The following is a 14,771-nucleotide window of genomic DNA, read 5'->3' as shown; positions in this document are numbered from 1 at the left end:
CCATGTTTACAACGGTTCTTCAAGTTGCTGCGGGCGGTGCCATCGGGGCGTCGCTGCGCTACCTGTCGGGCGTGGTGATCCTGCGCCTGGTGGGGCCGGGTGCGCCGCTGCCGCTTGGCGTGATCTTCGTCAATATTTTCGGCTCCTTCCTGATGGGCTGCCTTGTGGTCATCGTCGGTGACCGGGGCTGGTCCCATCTGAACCCCTTCCTTGCGACGGGGATCCTTGGGGGCTTCACGACCTTTTCGTCCTTCTCGCTTGAGGCCTTCACCCTTTACGAACGCGGCCAGCCCGCGCTTGCCGCGCTTTATGTCGGCATCAACGTGGTGATCTCCCTCGCGGCCATCGTGGCAGGGACATATGCAATGCGGGGGCTTATCGCATGAGCGGTGTGCAGACGGTTACCATCCCTGACGGGGATGCAGAGATGCGGCTGGACCGCTGGATGCGGCGCAGTTTCCCGCATCTGACGCAGGGACGCATCGAAAAGATGTGCCGCAAGGGCGAGATCCGGGTGAACGGCGGGCGGGTGAAATCCAACCACCGCCTCGAGCCGGGGCAGGAACTGCGCATCCCGCCGGTTCCCGCCGTGGACGAAAGCGCCTTCGCCCCGCGCGAGTCCAGGATCAGCTACGAAGACGAGCGGATGATCCAGTCCTGCGTGCTCTACAAGGACGATGACATCATCGCGTTGAACAAGCCCGCCGGCCTGGCCGTTCAGGGCGGGTCCAAGCAGACCACGCGCCACGTCGACGGGCTGGCCGAGGCGCTGAAGTTCGGGCTGGATGAAAAGCCCCGGCTGGTGCACCGGCTGGACAAGGACACCTCGGGCCTGCTGCTGCTGGCGCGTCACCGTCTGGCGGCGCAGAAGCTGACCGAGGCCTTCCGCCACCGGGATACGCGCAAGATCTACTGGGCGCTCGTCGCCGGTGTGCCGGTGCCCTACATGGGCACGATTTCCTTCGGCCTGGTGAAGGCGCCGGGCCATGGCTCGGGCGGCGAGGGCGAAAAGATGATCTGCGTGCACCCGCGCGAGGTCGACAAGACCCCCGGTGCCAAGCGCGCCGTGACCGACTACGCCAACCTGTTCCGGCTGGGCCAGCGGGCGACCTGGGTCGCACTGGTGCCCGTGACCGGGCGGACCCACCAGCTGCGCGCCCATATGGCCGAGATCGGGCATCCGATCATCGGGGACGGCAAGTACGGCGGTTCGGGTCAGGAAAACCTGGGCGACGGCTGGGGCGCCCAGCTGGGCGGCGACATCAGCCGCAAGCTGCACCTGCATGCCCGCCTGTTGCGCCTGCCGCATCCGATCACTGGAAAGCCGCTGGAACTGGAAGCGCCACTGCCCGACCACATGAAGCGCAGCTGGGATCATTTCCAGTGGTCCGAAAAGGACGTGCGCAAGGATCCCTTCGACATGGACGAGCCTCTTTGAACGATACCGCCGCATTGCCCCGCCTGGTCATCTTCGACGTGGATGGGACCCTGTCGGACAGCCAGGGCGACATCATCGGCTCGATGGTCGATGCCTTTGACGGCGAAGGGCTGACGCCGCCGGCGCGGGACGCGATTCTGGGCATCGTCGGCCTGTCGCTGGACGTTGCCATGCCGCACCTTGCGCCGGAGGTCGATGCCGCGACCTGCGTCCGTCTGGTCGAAGGCTACAAGGTCGCCTACATGCAGCGCCGGGTCACGGCTGGGGCGTCACATTCGCCGCTATATGCCGGAATGCGCGAGCTGGTTGAAACCCTGGCGGCACAGCCCGGCACCCTTCTGGGCATCGCCACCGGAAAATCCCGTCGTGGCCTGGTCGCGCTGCTGGAAAACCACGGGCTGACCGGCGTCTTCCAGACCATCCAGGTGGCTGACGATCACCCGTCGAAACCGCATCCCTCGATGATCCTGACCGCGCTGGCGGAAACCGGCGTCGCAGCAGAGCGCGCGGTGATGATCGGTGACACGACCTTTGATATCGACATGGCCCATGCTGCTGGTGTCGCTGCGATTGCCGTCGACTGGGGCTATCATCCGACCGGCGCGCTGGCGCATGCGGCCGGGCAGGCCGGCACCCCCGCGACCCTGCTGGCCGAAATCGACCGCCTGACGAAGGAAACTGCCGCATGAGCGAATGGAAAGCCCGCCGGTTCTGGAAAGCCGCCGATGTCGTGGAAACGCCCCAAGGCTTTTCCGTTCAGCTTGACGGCCGCCCGGTCAAGACCCCGGCCAAGGCCGCGCTGGCCCTGCCCAGCCGGGCGCTGGCCGACCGCATCGCCGCCGAATGGCAAGCGCAGGAAGACGCCATCGATCCCACCTCGATGCCCTTCATGCGGACGGCCAATTCCGCCATCGACAAGGTGGCGACCCAGCACGGCGAAGTTGCGCAATTGCTGGCCGATTATGGCGACAGCGACCTTGTCTGCTATCGCGCCACAAGCCCGGTCGAACTGGTCGAAAGACAGGCCGCCGTCTGGGATCCGATGCTGGATTGGGCCGCGACCCGGCTGGATGCACGACTGGAACCGCGTCAGGGCGTGATTCACGATTCTCAGGATCCGCAGGCCCTGTCGCGGCTGTCGGCGCAGGTCGCCGCACTTTCGCCCTTCGAACTGGCCGCCTTCCACGATCTCGTTAGCCTCTCGGGGTCGCTGGTGCTGGGTTTTGCCGCATTTTTGGACGCTGCCGCCACGCCAGAAATATGGGACATGTCCCGCGTCGATGAGGACTGGCAGGCCGAGCAATGGGGCCTGGATGACGAAGCGAAAGCCGTTGCCGACGGCAAAAAAGTCGCTTTTCTCCATGCGAAAGAGTTTCTGGACCTCGTTCACGGCTGAATTTGCCTCAGTTTCCTGCCCGCCAGGGATTTTTCCGGCCCGAAGCGGGCCGCGGAACGGGACAGTCCGGCCGTGTTTTCGGCCTTGATTCCACCCGTTCCGCGAGCGTGATCATTCAGTTTTCGTTATGATCTACTTGACCCGATGCGATGATTAAGCCCACAGTTTAGGCATTGTTGAGGGGGAGTACCCTTGGCGAGTATCGTCCTCGGTCCCAAGGGGCCAGAGAACCGTCTGACTCCAAAGACGGACAATCAGGAAGAGGTAAACATGAAAACAACCGTATTTCTTGGCGCGTTGACCGTTGCAGGTCTGGCCGCCGGCGCTGCCGGTGCAGCCACTCTGGATGACGTAAAGGCACGCGGCACCCTGAATTGCGGCGTCTCCACCGGTCTCGTGGGCTTTGCAGCCCCCGACGACAACGGCGAATGGTCCGGCTTCGATGTAAGCCTGTGCCGCGCCGTGGCCGCTGCCGTTCTTGGCGACCCGACCGCTGTCGAGTTCGTGCCGACCACCGGCAAAACCCGCTTCACCGCGCTCGCTTCGGGCGAAGTCGACATGCTGGCCCGGAACACCACCTGGACCTTCTCGCGCGATGTCGACCTGAAGTTCACCTTCACCGGCGTCAACTACTACGATGGTCAGGGCTTCATGGTCCCCAAGGCACTGGGCGTCAGCTCGGCCAAGGAACTTGATGGCGCGACCGTCTGCATCCAGACCGGCACCACGACCGAGCTCAACCTCGCGGACTTCTTCCGTGTGAACAACATGAGCTACGAGCCGGTTCCGATCGAAACCAACGCCGAAGCGCAGCAGCAATTCCTTGCTTCCGCCTGTGACGTCTACACGACGGATGCTTCCGGTCTGGCCGCGACGCGTGCCACCTTCGAGACCCCCGGCGATTTCATCATCCTGCCGGAGATCATCTCGAAAGAGCCGCTCGGCCCGCTCGTCCGCCATGGCGACGACGAATGGGGTGACATCGTCACCTGGACGCTGAACGCTCTCGTCGCTGCCGAAGAACTTGGCGTGACCTCGGCCAACGCCAAGGACATGGCATCCGCTGCCACCGACAACCCCGAGATCAACCGTCTGCTGGGCACCGAAGGTAGCCTGGGCGAGATGCTTGGCCTGGGCAACGACTGGGCGCTGATGGCGATCACCGCCGGCGGCAACTACGGTGAGATCTTCGAGAAGAACATCGGTGAGAACACCCCGATCGGTCTCGCGCGTGGTCTGAACGCGCAATACACCGACGGTGGGCTGCTCTACACGCCGCCCTTCCGCTAAGATGCAGAAGAGGGCGCGGAGATTTCCGCGCCCTCTTTCAATACGGCCCATGGGCCAGAATGACCGGCCCGCCGCGCGCAGACGCACCCACAGAATGGGCCGGATCACGGGGAACATCAGACCATGACAACGCTTTCCGATCCGCCGGCGGAGTCTTTCAAGCTATCCATGCTTGTCTACGACACGCGGTATCGCGCGATCACCTTCCAGATCATTGCGCTGATCGCCTTCCTGACCCTTGTGGGCTGGTTGGCGAACAACACGATCCAGAACCTCGCGGATCTCGGCAAGGAGCCTTCCTTCGGCTTCATGTTCGAGCCGGCCGGGTATGACATCAACCAGCGCCTTATCGACTATTCCTCTCAATCCAGCCACTTGCGCGCCGCCTTTGTCGGGCTGCTGAACACGCTGCTTGTCGCGGTGCTGGGCTGTATCACGGCCACGATCGTCGGCGTGATCGTCGGCGTCCTGCGCCTGTCGGGCAACTGGCTGATCGCCCGCCTGATGACGGTCTATGTCGAGATGTTCCGCAACGTCCCGGTCCTGATGTGGATCGTTCTGTGCATGGCGATCCTGATCGAAAGCCTGCCGGCGCCAAGTGCCTTCCGCGGCGATGATCCCGCTTCGACCATGAAACTGTTCGACAGTGTCGCGATCACCAACCGGGGCGTTTACGTGCCTGAACCGCTGTTCGCGCGGGGCCTTGGCGATATCAGCGTCTTTGGCGCCTTCGACATCAGTCTCGACCTGATCGCGATCCTTCTGGTGCTGGGCGGTTCGATCTTCGTCTCCCGCCGGATCGGCAAGAAGGCCGATGCCACCCAGGAAGCGACCGGCATCCGGCCCCGCACCTGGCATATCCGCACCGGCGTCCTTCTGCTGCCGGTGATCGTCCTGCTGGGCCTTCTCGGCTTCCATTTCGGCTATCCCGAGCTCAAGGGCTTCAACTTCGCCGGCGGCACCCATATGCGCAATTCGCTGATCGCGCTCTGGCTGGCGCTGTCGCTTTATACTGCCGCCTTCATCGCGGAAATCGTGCGCGCCGGCATCCTGGCCATTTCCAGCGGCCAGAGCGAAGCCGCCGCGGCGCTTGGCCTGCGGTCCAACCGGATCATGTCGCTGGTCATCCTGCCCCAGGCGCTGCGGGTCATCATCCCGCCGCTGATCTCGCAATACCTGAACCTGACCAAGAACTCGTCGCTGGCCATTGCCGTGGGCTACATGGACATCACCGGGACCCTGATGGGCATCACCCTGAACCAGACCGGGCGCGAGCTCGAGACGGTTCTGCTGGGCATGCTGGTCTACCTCGCCATCAGCCTGAGTATTTCGAGCGTGATGAACCTCTACAACAATCGCGTCAAACTGGTGGAGCGTTGAGATGAGCAATACGCATGCAGATACGGTGCTTTTCGTCCGCGACACGATGTTGCCGCAGGAAGAGCCACCATCATCGACCGTCGGGCCTGTCGGCTGGGCAAAGACCAACCTGTTCTCGGGCTGGGCGAACACGTTGCTGACGATCCTGTCGATCCTGTTTGTCGCTTTCCTGCTGCAGCGGTTGCTGCCCTGGTTCATCGCGCCGACCTGGCACGCCGATTCGCTAAGCGAATGCCGAGAGATCTTTGTCGGGATCGCGCGGCATCACGAAGGCGCCTGTTGGGGGGTCATCCGGGATCGCTGGCAACAGCTGATGTTCGGCTTCTACCCGAGCGAGCTTTACTGGCGGCCGATCCTGGCGCTGCTGCTTCTGCTGGTGGCCCTTGGGCCGGTGCTGTTCGCGCACCTGGTGCCGTCGCGGGTGATGATCTTCTCGGTCATCTATCCGTTCATCCTTCCCTGGCTGCTTTGGGGCGGCACGGTCTGGGTCTCGGTCGTGACGCTGGCCGGTTTCGCGGTCGGCTACGGGGTCTACAAGTTGGCGCTGCGCGCGGTGCCCGATGGGTTCGCGGTGATCATCGCCGCCTTCGGCACCATCATCTGGTGGCTCTACCTGACCGGGCCGATTGCCAATGGGCTGGCCTCTGTCCTGCCGCTGGCGCTGGAACCCGTGGCCTCGCGGCAATTCGGGGGCTTCATGCTGTCGGTGACCATCGGGGTCGTGGCCATTGCCTGTTCGCTGCCCATCGGCATCGTCCTGGCGCTTGGTCGCCGGTCGGATCTGCCGCTGGTCAAATGGCTCTGCGTCGGCTTCATCGAGTTCATTCGCGGCGTGCCGCTGATCACGCTGCTGTTCGTGGCCTCGGTCCTTCTGAACATCTTCCTGCCGCCGGGCACCAATTTCGACATCATCCTGCGGGTGATGATCATGACCACCCTCTTTGCCTCGGCCTACATGGCCGAAGTGATCCGGGGCGGTCTGGCCGCACTGCCGAAGGGTCAGTACGAGGGCGCCGATTCGCTTGGCCTCGACTACTGGCAGGCACAGCGGCTGATCATCATGCCCCAGGCGCTGAAGATCTCGATTCCCGGCATCGTCTCGACCTTCATCGGGGTGTTCAAGGATACCACGCTGGTCTCGATCATCGGTCTTCTCGATCCGCTGGGTCTGGCCACCGCGATCCGCGCCGACACCGACTGGAACGGCATCTACTGGGAACTGTTCCTGTTCATCGGTGTCGTCTTCTTCCTCTTCTGTTTCTCCATGTCCCGCTACTCGATGTATCTGGAGCGCAAGCTGCAGACCGGGCACCGCTAGAAAGGGTCTGACCAATGACTGACACCGCTTTCCAAACCGCGCCCGCTGTCGATCCCACGGCCATGAAGGTCTCTGATGAAGTGGCCATCGAGATTTCGAACATGAACAAGTGGTACGGCACCTTCCACGTGCTGCGCGACATCAACCTGACCGTGAACCGGGGCGAACGGATCGTCATCGCGGGGCCTTCGGGGTCCGGGAAATCGACGATGATCCGCTGCATCAACCGGCTGGAGGAACATCAGCAAGGCAAGATCATCGTCGACGGGACCGAGCTGACCTCGGACCTGAAGAACATCGACAAGATCCGGTCCGAGGTCGGCATGTGCTTCCAGCACTTCAACCTGTTCCCGCACCTGACGATCCTGGAGAACTGCACGCTGGCGCCGATCTGGGTGCGCAAGACACCCAAGAAGGAAGCCATCGAGACGGCGATGCACTTCCTTGAAAAGGTGAAGATCCCCGAGCAGGCGAACAAGTTTCCCGGCCAGCTTTCGGGCGGTCAGCAGCAGCGGGTCGCCATCGCGCGGTCGCTTTGCATGAAGCCGCGGATCATGCTGTTCGACGAACCGACCTCGGCGCTGGATCCGGAGATGATCAAGGAGGTGCTCGACACCATGATCGAGCTGGCGCAGGAGGGCATGACCATGATCTGCGTGACGCACGAGATGGGCTTTGCCCGTCAGGTCGCCAATCGCGTGATCTTCATGGACCAGGGCCAGATCGTCGAACAGAACGAGCCCGAGGAGTTCTTCAACAACCCGCGGTCCGAGCGTACGAAACTGTTCCTCAGCCAGATCCTGGGCCACTAGGCCGCCTCGGACAGGCATGGATTGAAACGGCGCGGGTCTTCCGCGCCGTTTTTACATGGCGCTGCTCTCGTCGGTCAGATCGCGCGGCACAATGAAATCGACAGGGATGGCCCCGCCGAAGTCGACGCTTGCCCAGTCGGGGGCCGGGAAATCCGCGACCAGCGTGGCGCCGGTCGGGTAGTCGGCAAAGCGGGGATGGGCGGGGGCGTCCGTCAGGATGCGTTCCGCGAATTCGGCGATACCGGGGTTATGCGCTACCAGCAGCAGGGTCGCGCCGGAGCCGCTGCGCAGCCCCTGCATCAGGCGGGCGGGGCCGGCGTGGTAAAGCTGCGGCAGGCAGCGATGCACGACCGAAGGACCAAGGCCCAGCCGGTCAAAGGTTTCCTGCGTCCGCGCAGCACTGGACACCAGCGCCACATCCGGCAGGTAGCCCCGGTCGCGCAACCACAGGCCAAGCGCCTTGGCTGCGCGACGCCCGCGCGGGTTCAGCACCCGGTCGTGATCATCCAGCGTCGGGTCGCCCCAGCTGGACTTCGCGTGCCGCATCAGGATCAATCGTGGCATCAGGCCTCCAGAAAAGCGCGCATGTGGAATTCCGATTGCCGGTGGAGGCGTGGCACATCCTGTCCGGCCGGGCAGCTGCGGCGCAGGGCGCAGCCGCGGGTCAGGCAGTCGGTCCCTTCGGGACGACGCAGCCAATCCTTGCAAAGCGCCGCGTCGTAACCATCCGCTGTCAGCGCCCCGACAGGGCAGGCCGTGAGGCAGGGTCTTGCGCAGCTGGGGCAGGGCGCGGGGCTCGGGGTGGGCAGGTCGAGCGCATGCGGAAGACCGAGCGCGGCGCGGAACGACAGCCAGAGGCCGCTGTCCTCGCGCACCAACATCCCGACCGGGGAGCTATGAGCGAAACCGCTTCCCAGTGCCCAGCTCAGAAAGGGGCGAGTGGGGTCGTTCGGGTAATAGGCCGTCCCCCCGAACTCGGCGGCGAACGGCTCGACAATGCGCTGCGTATAGCGGTCGAGGGGATCGGGAAGGCCGTCGCAAAACTCTTTGGAAGCTTCGAAGGCGATAAAGAAACCCGGCTCGACCGGGGACAGCAGCAGAAGCGTCCCCGTCCGGGCATCGAGCCCGCCCGAGGACGCGCAGGCCGCCCGGTCGAGCGCGCAAAGGATCGTCAGGTGCCGGGCCTGCGCCGCGGCTTCGAGGGTCGCGAAATCCGGCCTAGTCGGCACGGATCATCGAGCCGGCCCCATGTTCCGTGAACAGCTCCAGCAGGACAGCGTTGGAGGCGCGGCCATCCAGGATGACGACGGCCCGCACGCCACCTTCGATGGCGGCAAGGGCGGTTTCGGTCTTGGGGATCATGCCGCCTGCGATGGTGCCATCGGTGGTCATTTCGCGGATCTGCGCGGCGGTCAGGGCGGTCACGACCTCGCCTTCGGCGTTCTTCACGCCGGCCACGTCGGTCAGCAGCAGCAGGCGATCGGCGCGCAGCGCAGCGGCGACGGCACCGGCGGCCGTGTCGCCGTTCACGTTGAAGGTCTCGCCGTTGCGGCCCATGCCGATGGGGGCGATGACCGGGATGATGTCACTGCGGAACATCGAATGCAGGATCGTCGTATCCATTTCGTCCGGAGTGCCGACAAGGCCGAGCTCGGGATTGTCCTGACGGCAGATCATCAGGTTGGCGTCCTTGCCCGACAGGCCGACCCCCTTGCCGCCCTGTTCATTGATCGCCTGGACGATTCGCTTGTTCACCTGACCGGACAAGACCATCTCGACCACTTCCATGGTGCGTTCGTCGGTGACCCGCTTGCCGTTCACGAAATGGCTCTCGACGTCGAGCTTCTGTAGCATTTCGTTAATCATCGGACCGCCGCCATGGACGATCACCGGATTCACGCCGACCTGGCGCATCAGGACGATGTCACGGGCGAAGCTTTGCATCGCTTCGCGGTCTCCCATGGCGTTTCCACCGAATTTGACCACCACGATGGCCCCTTCGTAGCGCTGCAGATAGGGCAGGGCCTCGGACAGGGTGCGGGCGGTGGCGATCCAGTCTTGGTTCATGGCGGTCTGCTTCTTCATCTGCGGGGCTCCGGTCGTTCGGCAACTTGATACGCGCTGCGGTTGGCGCTGCCAAGGCCGCCATCTGGTTTGCTCAGGTCGAATTCAAGGGGTGCTCAAGCGGTCGGGGCGAAGCATTTCAATGCCCGGCAGATCGTCGCCCAGATTCGGCCCCGCCTCCGGCTTGATCTGGCCGATGCCCCGGGGAAGGCCACGAGGCCCATGGAACTTCCCCTCTTTCGCGAGGTTTATGCGACGGAACGCGAATGAACCCGCGTTAAACCAGCAACGGGCCAACCCGTTGAGAGGGGCGAGCAGCCCTAACATAACGAAGGAGACTACAATGCTTCGCACCAAGATTCTCGCCGCCACCGCGGCAACCTGCGCCATGGCCGTTCCCGCATTTGCCGGTTCCATGGACCCCGCTCCCGCCGAGCCGATCGTCGTGGCTCCGGCCCCCATCGTCCCGGCCTACACCGGTAACGACTGGACGGGTGGCTACATCGGTCTGAACCTCGGCTACGGCGACTACGACGCCGGCTCCGCATCCAACGACGGCATGGTCTACGGTATCCAGGGTGGTTACGACCACGACTTCGGCAACTTCGTTCTTGGTGGCGAGCTTGAGTACCAAGCCAATGATTTCGATTCGACCGGCGGTGTCGACCTTGATTCCGCAACACGCGCCAAGCTGCGCGCTGGCTATGACGCTGGCCCGGCCCTGATCTACGGTGTTGTCGGTGCAGTGAATGCCGACAGCAACCTGGGTTCCGATACCGGTTACACCCTTGGTGCAGGCGTTGAATACATGGTGACGGACACCGTCAGCGTCGCCGGCGAATATCTCTATGACGAGATCTCCGACTTCAACGGCACCGGCTCCGACTACAGCGCCAACACCGTGTCCGCACGTGTGAACTACCGCTTCTGATCTCCCCATCTGGAAGCGGGGCCCGGACCGGCAACGGTCCGGGCCCTCTTGCCCTGATGCCTGCGGAGCCGTGTTTCACGCGGCATTTTAGGTAAGACGGCGAAAAACTTCGATCCATCAATGAACTATTTGCCTGTCCCTGCGTTAATGAGGCATGTTCACTGCTGTCCGCCAGAGATTTGCCCTGTTCAGCCCGGTGCTTCCGGCGATGGCGGTGATTCTTGCGGCCTCGGGCCCTGCCATGGCGCGGGACAGCCACTGGAACGGTTTCTATTTGGGTGGCAATCTGGGTTGGGTGCTTGATGCGGATGGCGGCATCGGCAAGAGCCTGCATCTGGGCTACAACATGCAGATCGACCGCCTTGTGGTCGGCGCAGAGCTTGAGCAAAGCCGCACCGATATTGGCACCTCGCGGGGTCACATCTCCGAGGTCACGCGCGTCAAGATGCGCGCAGGCTACGCCGAGGGGCGCAGTTATTATTACGGACTGGCCGGCGTGGCCGAGGTGCAGGGCTTTTTCGGCAAGGTAGACGCGACCGTCCTCGGTGTCGGGATGGATTACGACATCGGCCGCGATATCTCGATCGGGGCGGAATTCCTGCACCACATCATCAATGATTTCAACGACGCGGGCGACAACCTGGGTGTGAATACCCTGACGCTGCGGGCGACGCTGAACTTCTGACGCCGGGGTCGCCTTTCGGCGACTGTCGATGACCGTGGCTCAGTGAGACACTTTCCCTGATTGATCGGTTTCCCTGCGGCAGGCCGGTCAGATCAGCCCGGCAATGATCGACCGCAGAGTCGGGATGCCCATGCCTTTTTCGGACGAGGTCAGGACGATTTCGGGGTAGGCTGCGGGGTGCTTGGCCAGAGCGGCGCGCACCTGGGTCAGCACGGCGGCGCGGTCGACCTCCTTGACCTTGTCGGCCTTGGTCATCACGCATTGGAAGGTCACGGCAGAGCTGTCGAGAAGGCGCATGATTTCTTCGTCGACCGGTTTGACACCGTGGCGGAAATCGACCAGCACGAAGGCGCGGCGCAGGTTCTGACGACCCGACAGGTAGTTTTTCAGCAGGCGTTGCCATTTCTCGACGACTGCCACGGGCGCATTGGCATAGCCATAGCCCGGCAAGTCGACCAGATAGCGTTCGGCGCCGAGGGTGAAATAGTTGATCTCTTGCGTCCGGCCGGGCGTGTTGGACGCCCGTGCGATGGCCTTGCGGCCCGTCAACGCATTGATCAGCGTCGATTTCCCGACGTTGGAGCGACCGGCGAAGCAGACCTCGATCCGGTCGGAACCGGGCAGGCCGTCCATGGCGACCACGCCCTTGAGGAACTCGACCTCGCCGGCAAACAGGATACGACCCTTTTCCGCGGTGGCGGTGTCGGGTTCTTCGGCGATGTTGAATGCGATCTGGTTCACAGGATCCCGACCTCCGCGTTAAGGGCGACATGGCCGGGTTCCAGAACCCGCGCCTTGACGCCGAAATCAATATGTCCGCGCGTCTTGCGCAGGGTCCGAAGCACTTCGGTATCCTCTTCCCCGGTCTCGGGGTCAACCTGGGTGGCGCGGCAGCGGTCGATCGGCTCGACGACTTCCAGCACCGCCGTCCCGATCTGCAGACGTCGGCCGATCAGGTCCAGTTCGTCAAAAGGCGCGAGACCGTCCAGCCAAAGGTTGCCACGAAAGCGTCGCGGGTCAAGCGGCTTGCCACAATCCTGCGACAGGGCCGCAAGCGAGGCCGTGCCTAGGACAGAGAGGCAAGCGTAATCTGCATCGCTCATCCCCTCGGCAGGGGCGGGGATCAGCCGGCTCAGGGCAGGGCGTGCCGCAGGCCAGAGCGGGGTCAGCCAGGCGGTCAGCTTGGCAGTGTCTTGGCTGGGGTTGATGGTCAGCGGACCGGCCTGCGGATGATCCAACGCGATGCGGCCATCGTCCAGGCTTTGCGCGGTGATAGCCATCAGTTGTGGCCCGTGGCAGCCGCGCGCGAAGTTGCTGCAACGCTGCCAGGCCCCGGTATCTTGGGTGTCCCCGACGCCGAACGCCCATGCCCGGTCTCCGGGCATGGGCAGGTTCGCGGCCAGCATCACGCTTTCCAGGCTCTCGGCCCCGATCCCCTTGATCGGATGCCGCCAGATCTGCGCGACGCGGGTCACTTACTTCTTGCCGTTCTCGGCCGCGTCGGCCTTTTTCTTGCGCTTGAACGAGCCCCTGATGTTGCCGAAGACATCCGGTTTGAACCCGTGGCTGCGCATGATCAGGTACTGCTGCGTGAAGGTGATCGTGTTGTTGGTGATCCAGTACAGCACCAGCCCGCTGGCGAAACCGCCCAGCATGAACATGAAGACCCAGGGCATCCAGGCAAAGATCATCTGTTGCGCGGGATCGGTGGGCGCCGGGTTCAGCTTTTGTTGCAGCCACATGGACAGGCCCAGCACGATCGGCAGGATACCGATGCTGATGATGTGGATCGGGCTGTCGATCGCCGGCACGCCCCAGGGGAACAGGCCGAAGAAGTTCAGGATCGACGAGGGGTCCGGCGCGCTCAGGTCGCGGATCCAGCCGATCCAGGGCTGCTGGCGCAGTTCGAGGGTGACGAAGATCACCTTGTAGAGCGAGAAGAAGATCGGGATCTGCATCAGGATCGGCAGGCAGCCCGCAGCGGGGTTCACCTTCTCCCGCTTGTACATCTCCATCATCTCTTTCTGAAGCTTGGCGCGGTCATCGCCGACGCGCTCCTTCAGTTTCTCCATCTGCGGCTGGAGTTCCTTCATCTTGGCCATCGACGCGTAGGATTTGTAGGCCAGCGGGAACAGCAGCGCCTTGAGGAAGATCGTCATCACGATGATCGACCAGCCCATGTTGCCGATGAAGCTGTGCAGCCAGTGGATCAGCCAGAAGATCGGCTTGGTCAGGAAGAAGAACCAGCCCCAGTCGATTGCGTCGATGAACCGGGTGACGCCGGCGGCTTCGTATTCCTTGATGGTTTCCCATTCCTTGGCACCCGAGAACAGCATCGTGTCCACGTCGAGCGTCGTGCCGGGCGCGATCTCTGCCGAGCCGAGCACCGCTTCGGTCTGGTAGACGTCCTGGCTGGGGTAGTATTTCACTGTCGAGCGGAAGGGCGTGTCGCCGGGGATCAGTGTCGACATCCAGTAGTGTTCGGTAAAGCCGATCCAACCGCTTTCCGAGACTTCAATCCGACTGGCGGGGGCGCCTTCGCGGTTGTCGAAATCGAGGTCGTCCATCTTCTTGTAGGCTTCTTCTTCCAGGGTGCCGTCCGACATGCGGATCATGCCTTCGTGGACGACGAAGTAGCTTTGAAGATCAGAGGGCAGGCCATGGCGGCGCAGCAGGCCGTAGGGGCGCATGGACACGGCGGCATCGCCGGTATTTTCGACCGATTGGCGGATGGTGAACATGAACTTGTCGTCCACCGCATAGGTCTGGCGGAAGATCAGCCCGGCGCCATTGTCCCAGGCCAGGGTGACCGGGCTGTCGGGGCTCAGCGTCTCGCCGCTTTCCAGCTGCCAGGGTGTGTCGGCGCCCGGCACGGCATCGGCGGCCACGTTGGTGCCGGCCACCCAGCCGTAGATCGTGTAATAGGCGTCCGGCGTGCCCTGCGGGCTGAACAGACGGACGTTGGGGGAATCCTCGTCCAGCGTCTGCCGGTAATTCTTCAGGGTCAGATCGTCGATCCGTCCGCCGGTCAGGGCGATGGAGCCCGAGAGGCTCGGCGTGTCGATATCGATGCGCGGGCTGTCGGCCAACGGGGTGGAGCCGACGGCGGTGGTGGCGCTGCTGTTCGCGCCGGCTTCACCGCTCGGGGTCAGCGTCGTGCCGGTGCCGCCCTGGGCACCCGTGGACGCGGTGCCTTCGCTTTGTGCCGCAGTCAGTTCGGCCGTCTGGTCGGGCGCCTGTTCCGCAGGGGGAAAGAGAAGGAACCAGGCGATGACCACGATGAAGCTGAGCACCGTGGCCAGGATTAGGTTCTTGTTCTGATCGTCCATCGCGCTGCGCCACCTTTGGAATTGCCGTATGGGTTGGTCTTGGGGGGTTCAACCGTTCGCGGGGCCAAAGGTCAAGGGGCTAAGGTCTTTCCATAGGGTGGGGCACACAGGAAAATGAACTTGGGCCC

16 protein-coding genes are annotated in these 14,771 nt (G+C 63.4%); 10 read left to right on the top strand and 6 right to left on the bottom strand.

Going from position 1 to position 14,771, the window contains the following annotated elements:
* Positions 1–2: 2 nt before the first annotated feature.
* The 8 genes from crcB (at position 3) to PSAL_RS10010 (ending at position 7,634) form a co-directional block, all read left to right on the top strand.
* Complete coding sequence (gene crcB / locus PSAL_RS10045; protein WP_119837906.1) at positions 3–386, top strand: fluoride efflux transporter CrcB; 384 nt, start codon at positions 3–5, stop codon at positions 384–386.
* Entirely contained in the window at positions 383–1,438 is a 1,056-nt protein-coding gene (locus PSAL_RS10040; protein ID WP_119837905.1) for an RluA family pseudouridine synthase, read from the top strand. The genes crcB and PSAL_RS10040 overlap by 4 nt, the downstream gene beginning before the upstream one ends.
* Positions 1,435–2,127: an HAD-IA family hydrolase gene (locus PSAL_RS10035; RefSeq protein WP_119837904.1), complete on the top strand. Its 693-nt coding sequence runs from the start codon at positions 1,435–1,437 to the stop codon at positions 2,125–2,127. The genes PSAL_RS10040 and PSAL_RS10035 overlap by 4 nt, the downstream gene beginning before the upstream one ends.
* Positions 2,124–2,834 (top strand): ATP12 family chaperone protein, encoded by a 711-nt coding sequence (locus PSAL_RS10030; RefSeq protein WP_119837903.1) that lies wholly within the window; start codon positions 2,124–2,126, stop codon positions 2,832–2,834. The genes PSAL_RS10035 and PSAL_RS10030 overlap by 4 nt, the downstream gene beginning before the upstream one ends.
* Positions 2,835–3,104: 270 nt before the next feature.
* A complete protein-coding gene (locus tag PSAL_RS10025) occupies positions 3,105–4,124 on the top strand; it encodes an amino acid ABC transporter substrate-binding protein (protein WP_119837902.1) in 1,020 nt (339 codons plus the stop codon).
* A 123-nt stretch (positions 4,125–4,247) separates the two neighbouring features.
* A complete protein-coding gene (locus PSAL_RS10020; protein ID WP_119837901.1) occupies positions 4,248–5,504 on the top strand; it encodes an amino acid ABC transporter permease in 1,257 nt (418 codons plus the stop codon).
* A 1-nt stretch (position 5,505) separates the two neighbouring features.
* Positions 5,506–6,822, top strand: a complete 1,317-nt coding sequence (locus PSAL_RS10015) for an amino acid ABC transporter permease (RefSeq protein WP_119837900.1) — start codon at positions 5,506–5,508, stop codon at positions 6,820–6,822.
* Between the two features lie 14 nt (positions 6,823–6,836).
* A complete protein-coding gene (locus PSAL_RS10010; protein WP_119837899.1) occupies positions 6,837–7,634 on the top strand; it encodes an amino acid ABC transporter ATP-binding protein in 798 nt (265 codons plus the stop codon).
* A 51-nt stretch (positions 7,635–7,685) separates the two neighbouring features.
* Here PSAL_RS10010 and PSAL_RS10005 read toward each other — a convergent pair whose 3' ends face one another.
* Genes PSAL_RS10005 through argB form a run of 3 tightly spaced genes read right to left on the bottom strand, consistent with a single transcriptional unit; the run spans position 7,686 to position 9,719 of the window.
* On the bottom strand, positions 7,686–8,198 hold the full coding sequence (locus PSAL_RS10005; RefSeq protein WP_119837898.1) for a SixA phosphatase family protein: 513 nt from the start codon (positions 8,196–8,198) through the stop codon (positions 7,686–7,688).
* Positions 8,198–8,863, bottom strand: coding sequence for a ferredoxin (locus tag PSAL_RS10000; protein ID WP_119837897.1), 666 nt, complete (start codon positions 8,861–8,863; stop codon positions 8,198–8,200). The genes PSAL_RS10005 and PSAL_RS10000 overlap by 1 nt, the downstream gene beginning before the upstream one ends.
* Positions 8,853–9,719, bottom strand: coding sequence for an acetylglutamate kinase (gene argB, locus PSAL_RS09995; RefSeq protein WP_119837896.1), 867 nt, complete (start codon positions 9,717–9,719; stop codon positions 8,853–8,855). Before argB ends, PSAL_RS10000 begins: the two co-directional genes overlap by 11 nt.
* Positions 9,720–10,041: 322 nt before the next feature.
* On the opposite strand from argB, the gene PSAL_RS09990 reads away from it, so the two are divergent.
* Both PSAL_RS09990 and PSAL_RS09985 read left to right on the top strand, forming a co-directional pair.
* Positions 10,042–10,629, top strand: coding sequence for an outer membrane protein (locus PSAL_RS09990; protein WP_231388481.1), 588 nt, complete (start codon positions 10,042–10,044; stop codon positions 10,627–10,629).
* Between the two features lie 154 nt (positions 10,630–10,783).
* Positions 10,784–11,314, top strand: a complete 531-nt coding sequence (locus PSAL_RS09985; RefSeq protein WP_119837894.1) for an outer membrane protein — start codon at positions 10,784–10,786, stop codon at positions 11,312–11,314.
* An 87-nt stretch (positions 11,315–11,401) separates the two neighbouring features.
* Here PSAL_RS09985 and yihA read toward each other — a convergent pair whose 3' ends face one another.
* Genes yihA through yidC form a run of 3 tightly spaced genes read right to left on the bottom strand, consistent with a single transcriptional unit; the run spans position 11,402 to position 14,643 of the window.
* Entirely contained in the window at positions 11,402–12,055 is a 654-nt protein-coding gene (gene yihA, locus PSAL_RS09980; RefSeq protein ID WP_119837893.1) for a ribosome biogenesis GTP-binding protein YihA/YsxC, read from the bottom strand.
* Positions 12,052–12,789, bottom strand: a complete 738-nt coding sequence (locus tag PSAL_RS09975) for an MOSC domain-containing protein (protein ID WP_119837892.1) — start codon at positions 12,787–12,789, stop codon at positions 12,052–12,054. The genes yihA and PSAL_RS09975 overlap by 4 nt, the downstream gene beginning before the upstream one ends.
* A complete protein-coding gene (gene yidC, locus PSAL_RS09970) occupies positions 12,790–14,643 on the bottom strand; it encodes a membrane protein insertase YidC (RefSeq protein WP_119837891.1) in 1,854 nt (617 codons plus the stop codon).
* Positions 14,644–14,771 lie beyond the last annotated feature (128 nt).

The organism is Pseudooceanicola algae, assembly GCF_003590145.2.
In the GTDB taxonomy this organism is placed as follows: domain Bacteria; phylum Pseudomonadota; class Alphaproteobacteria; order Rhodobacterales; family Rhodobacteraceae; genus Pseudooceanicola; species Pseudooceanicola algae.
The sequence above is the reverse complement of the archived record's forward strand: the minus strand, read 5'-3'. Positions and strand labels throughout refer to the sequence as shown.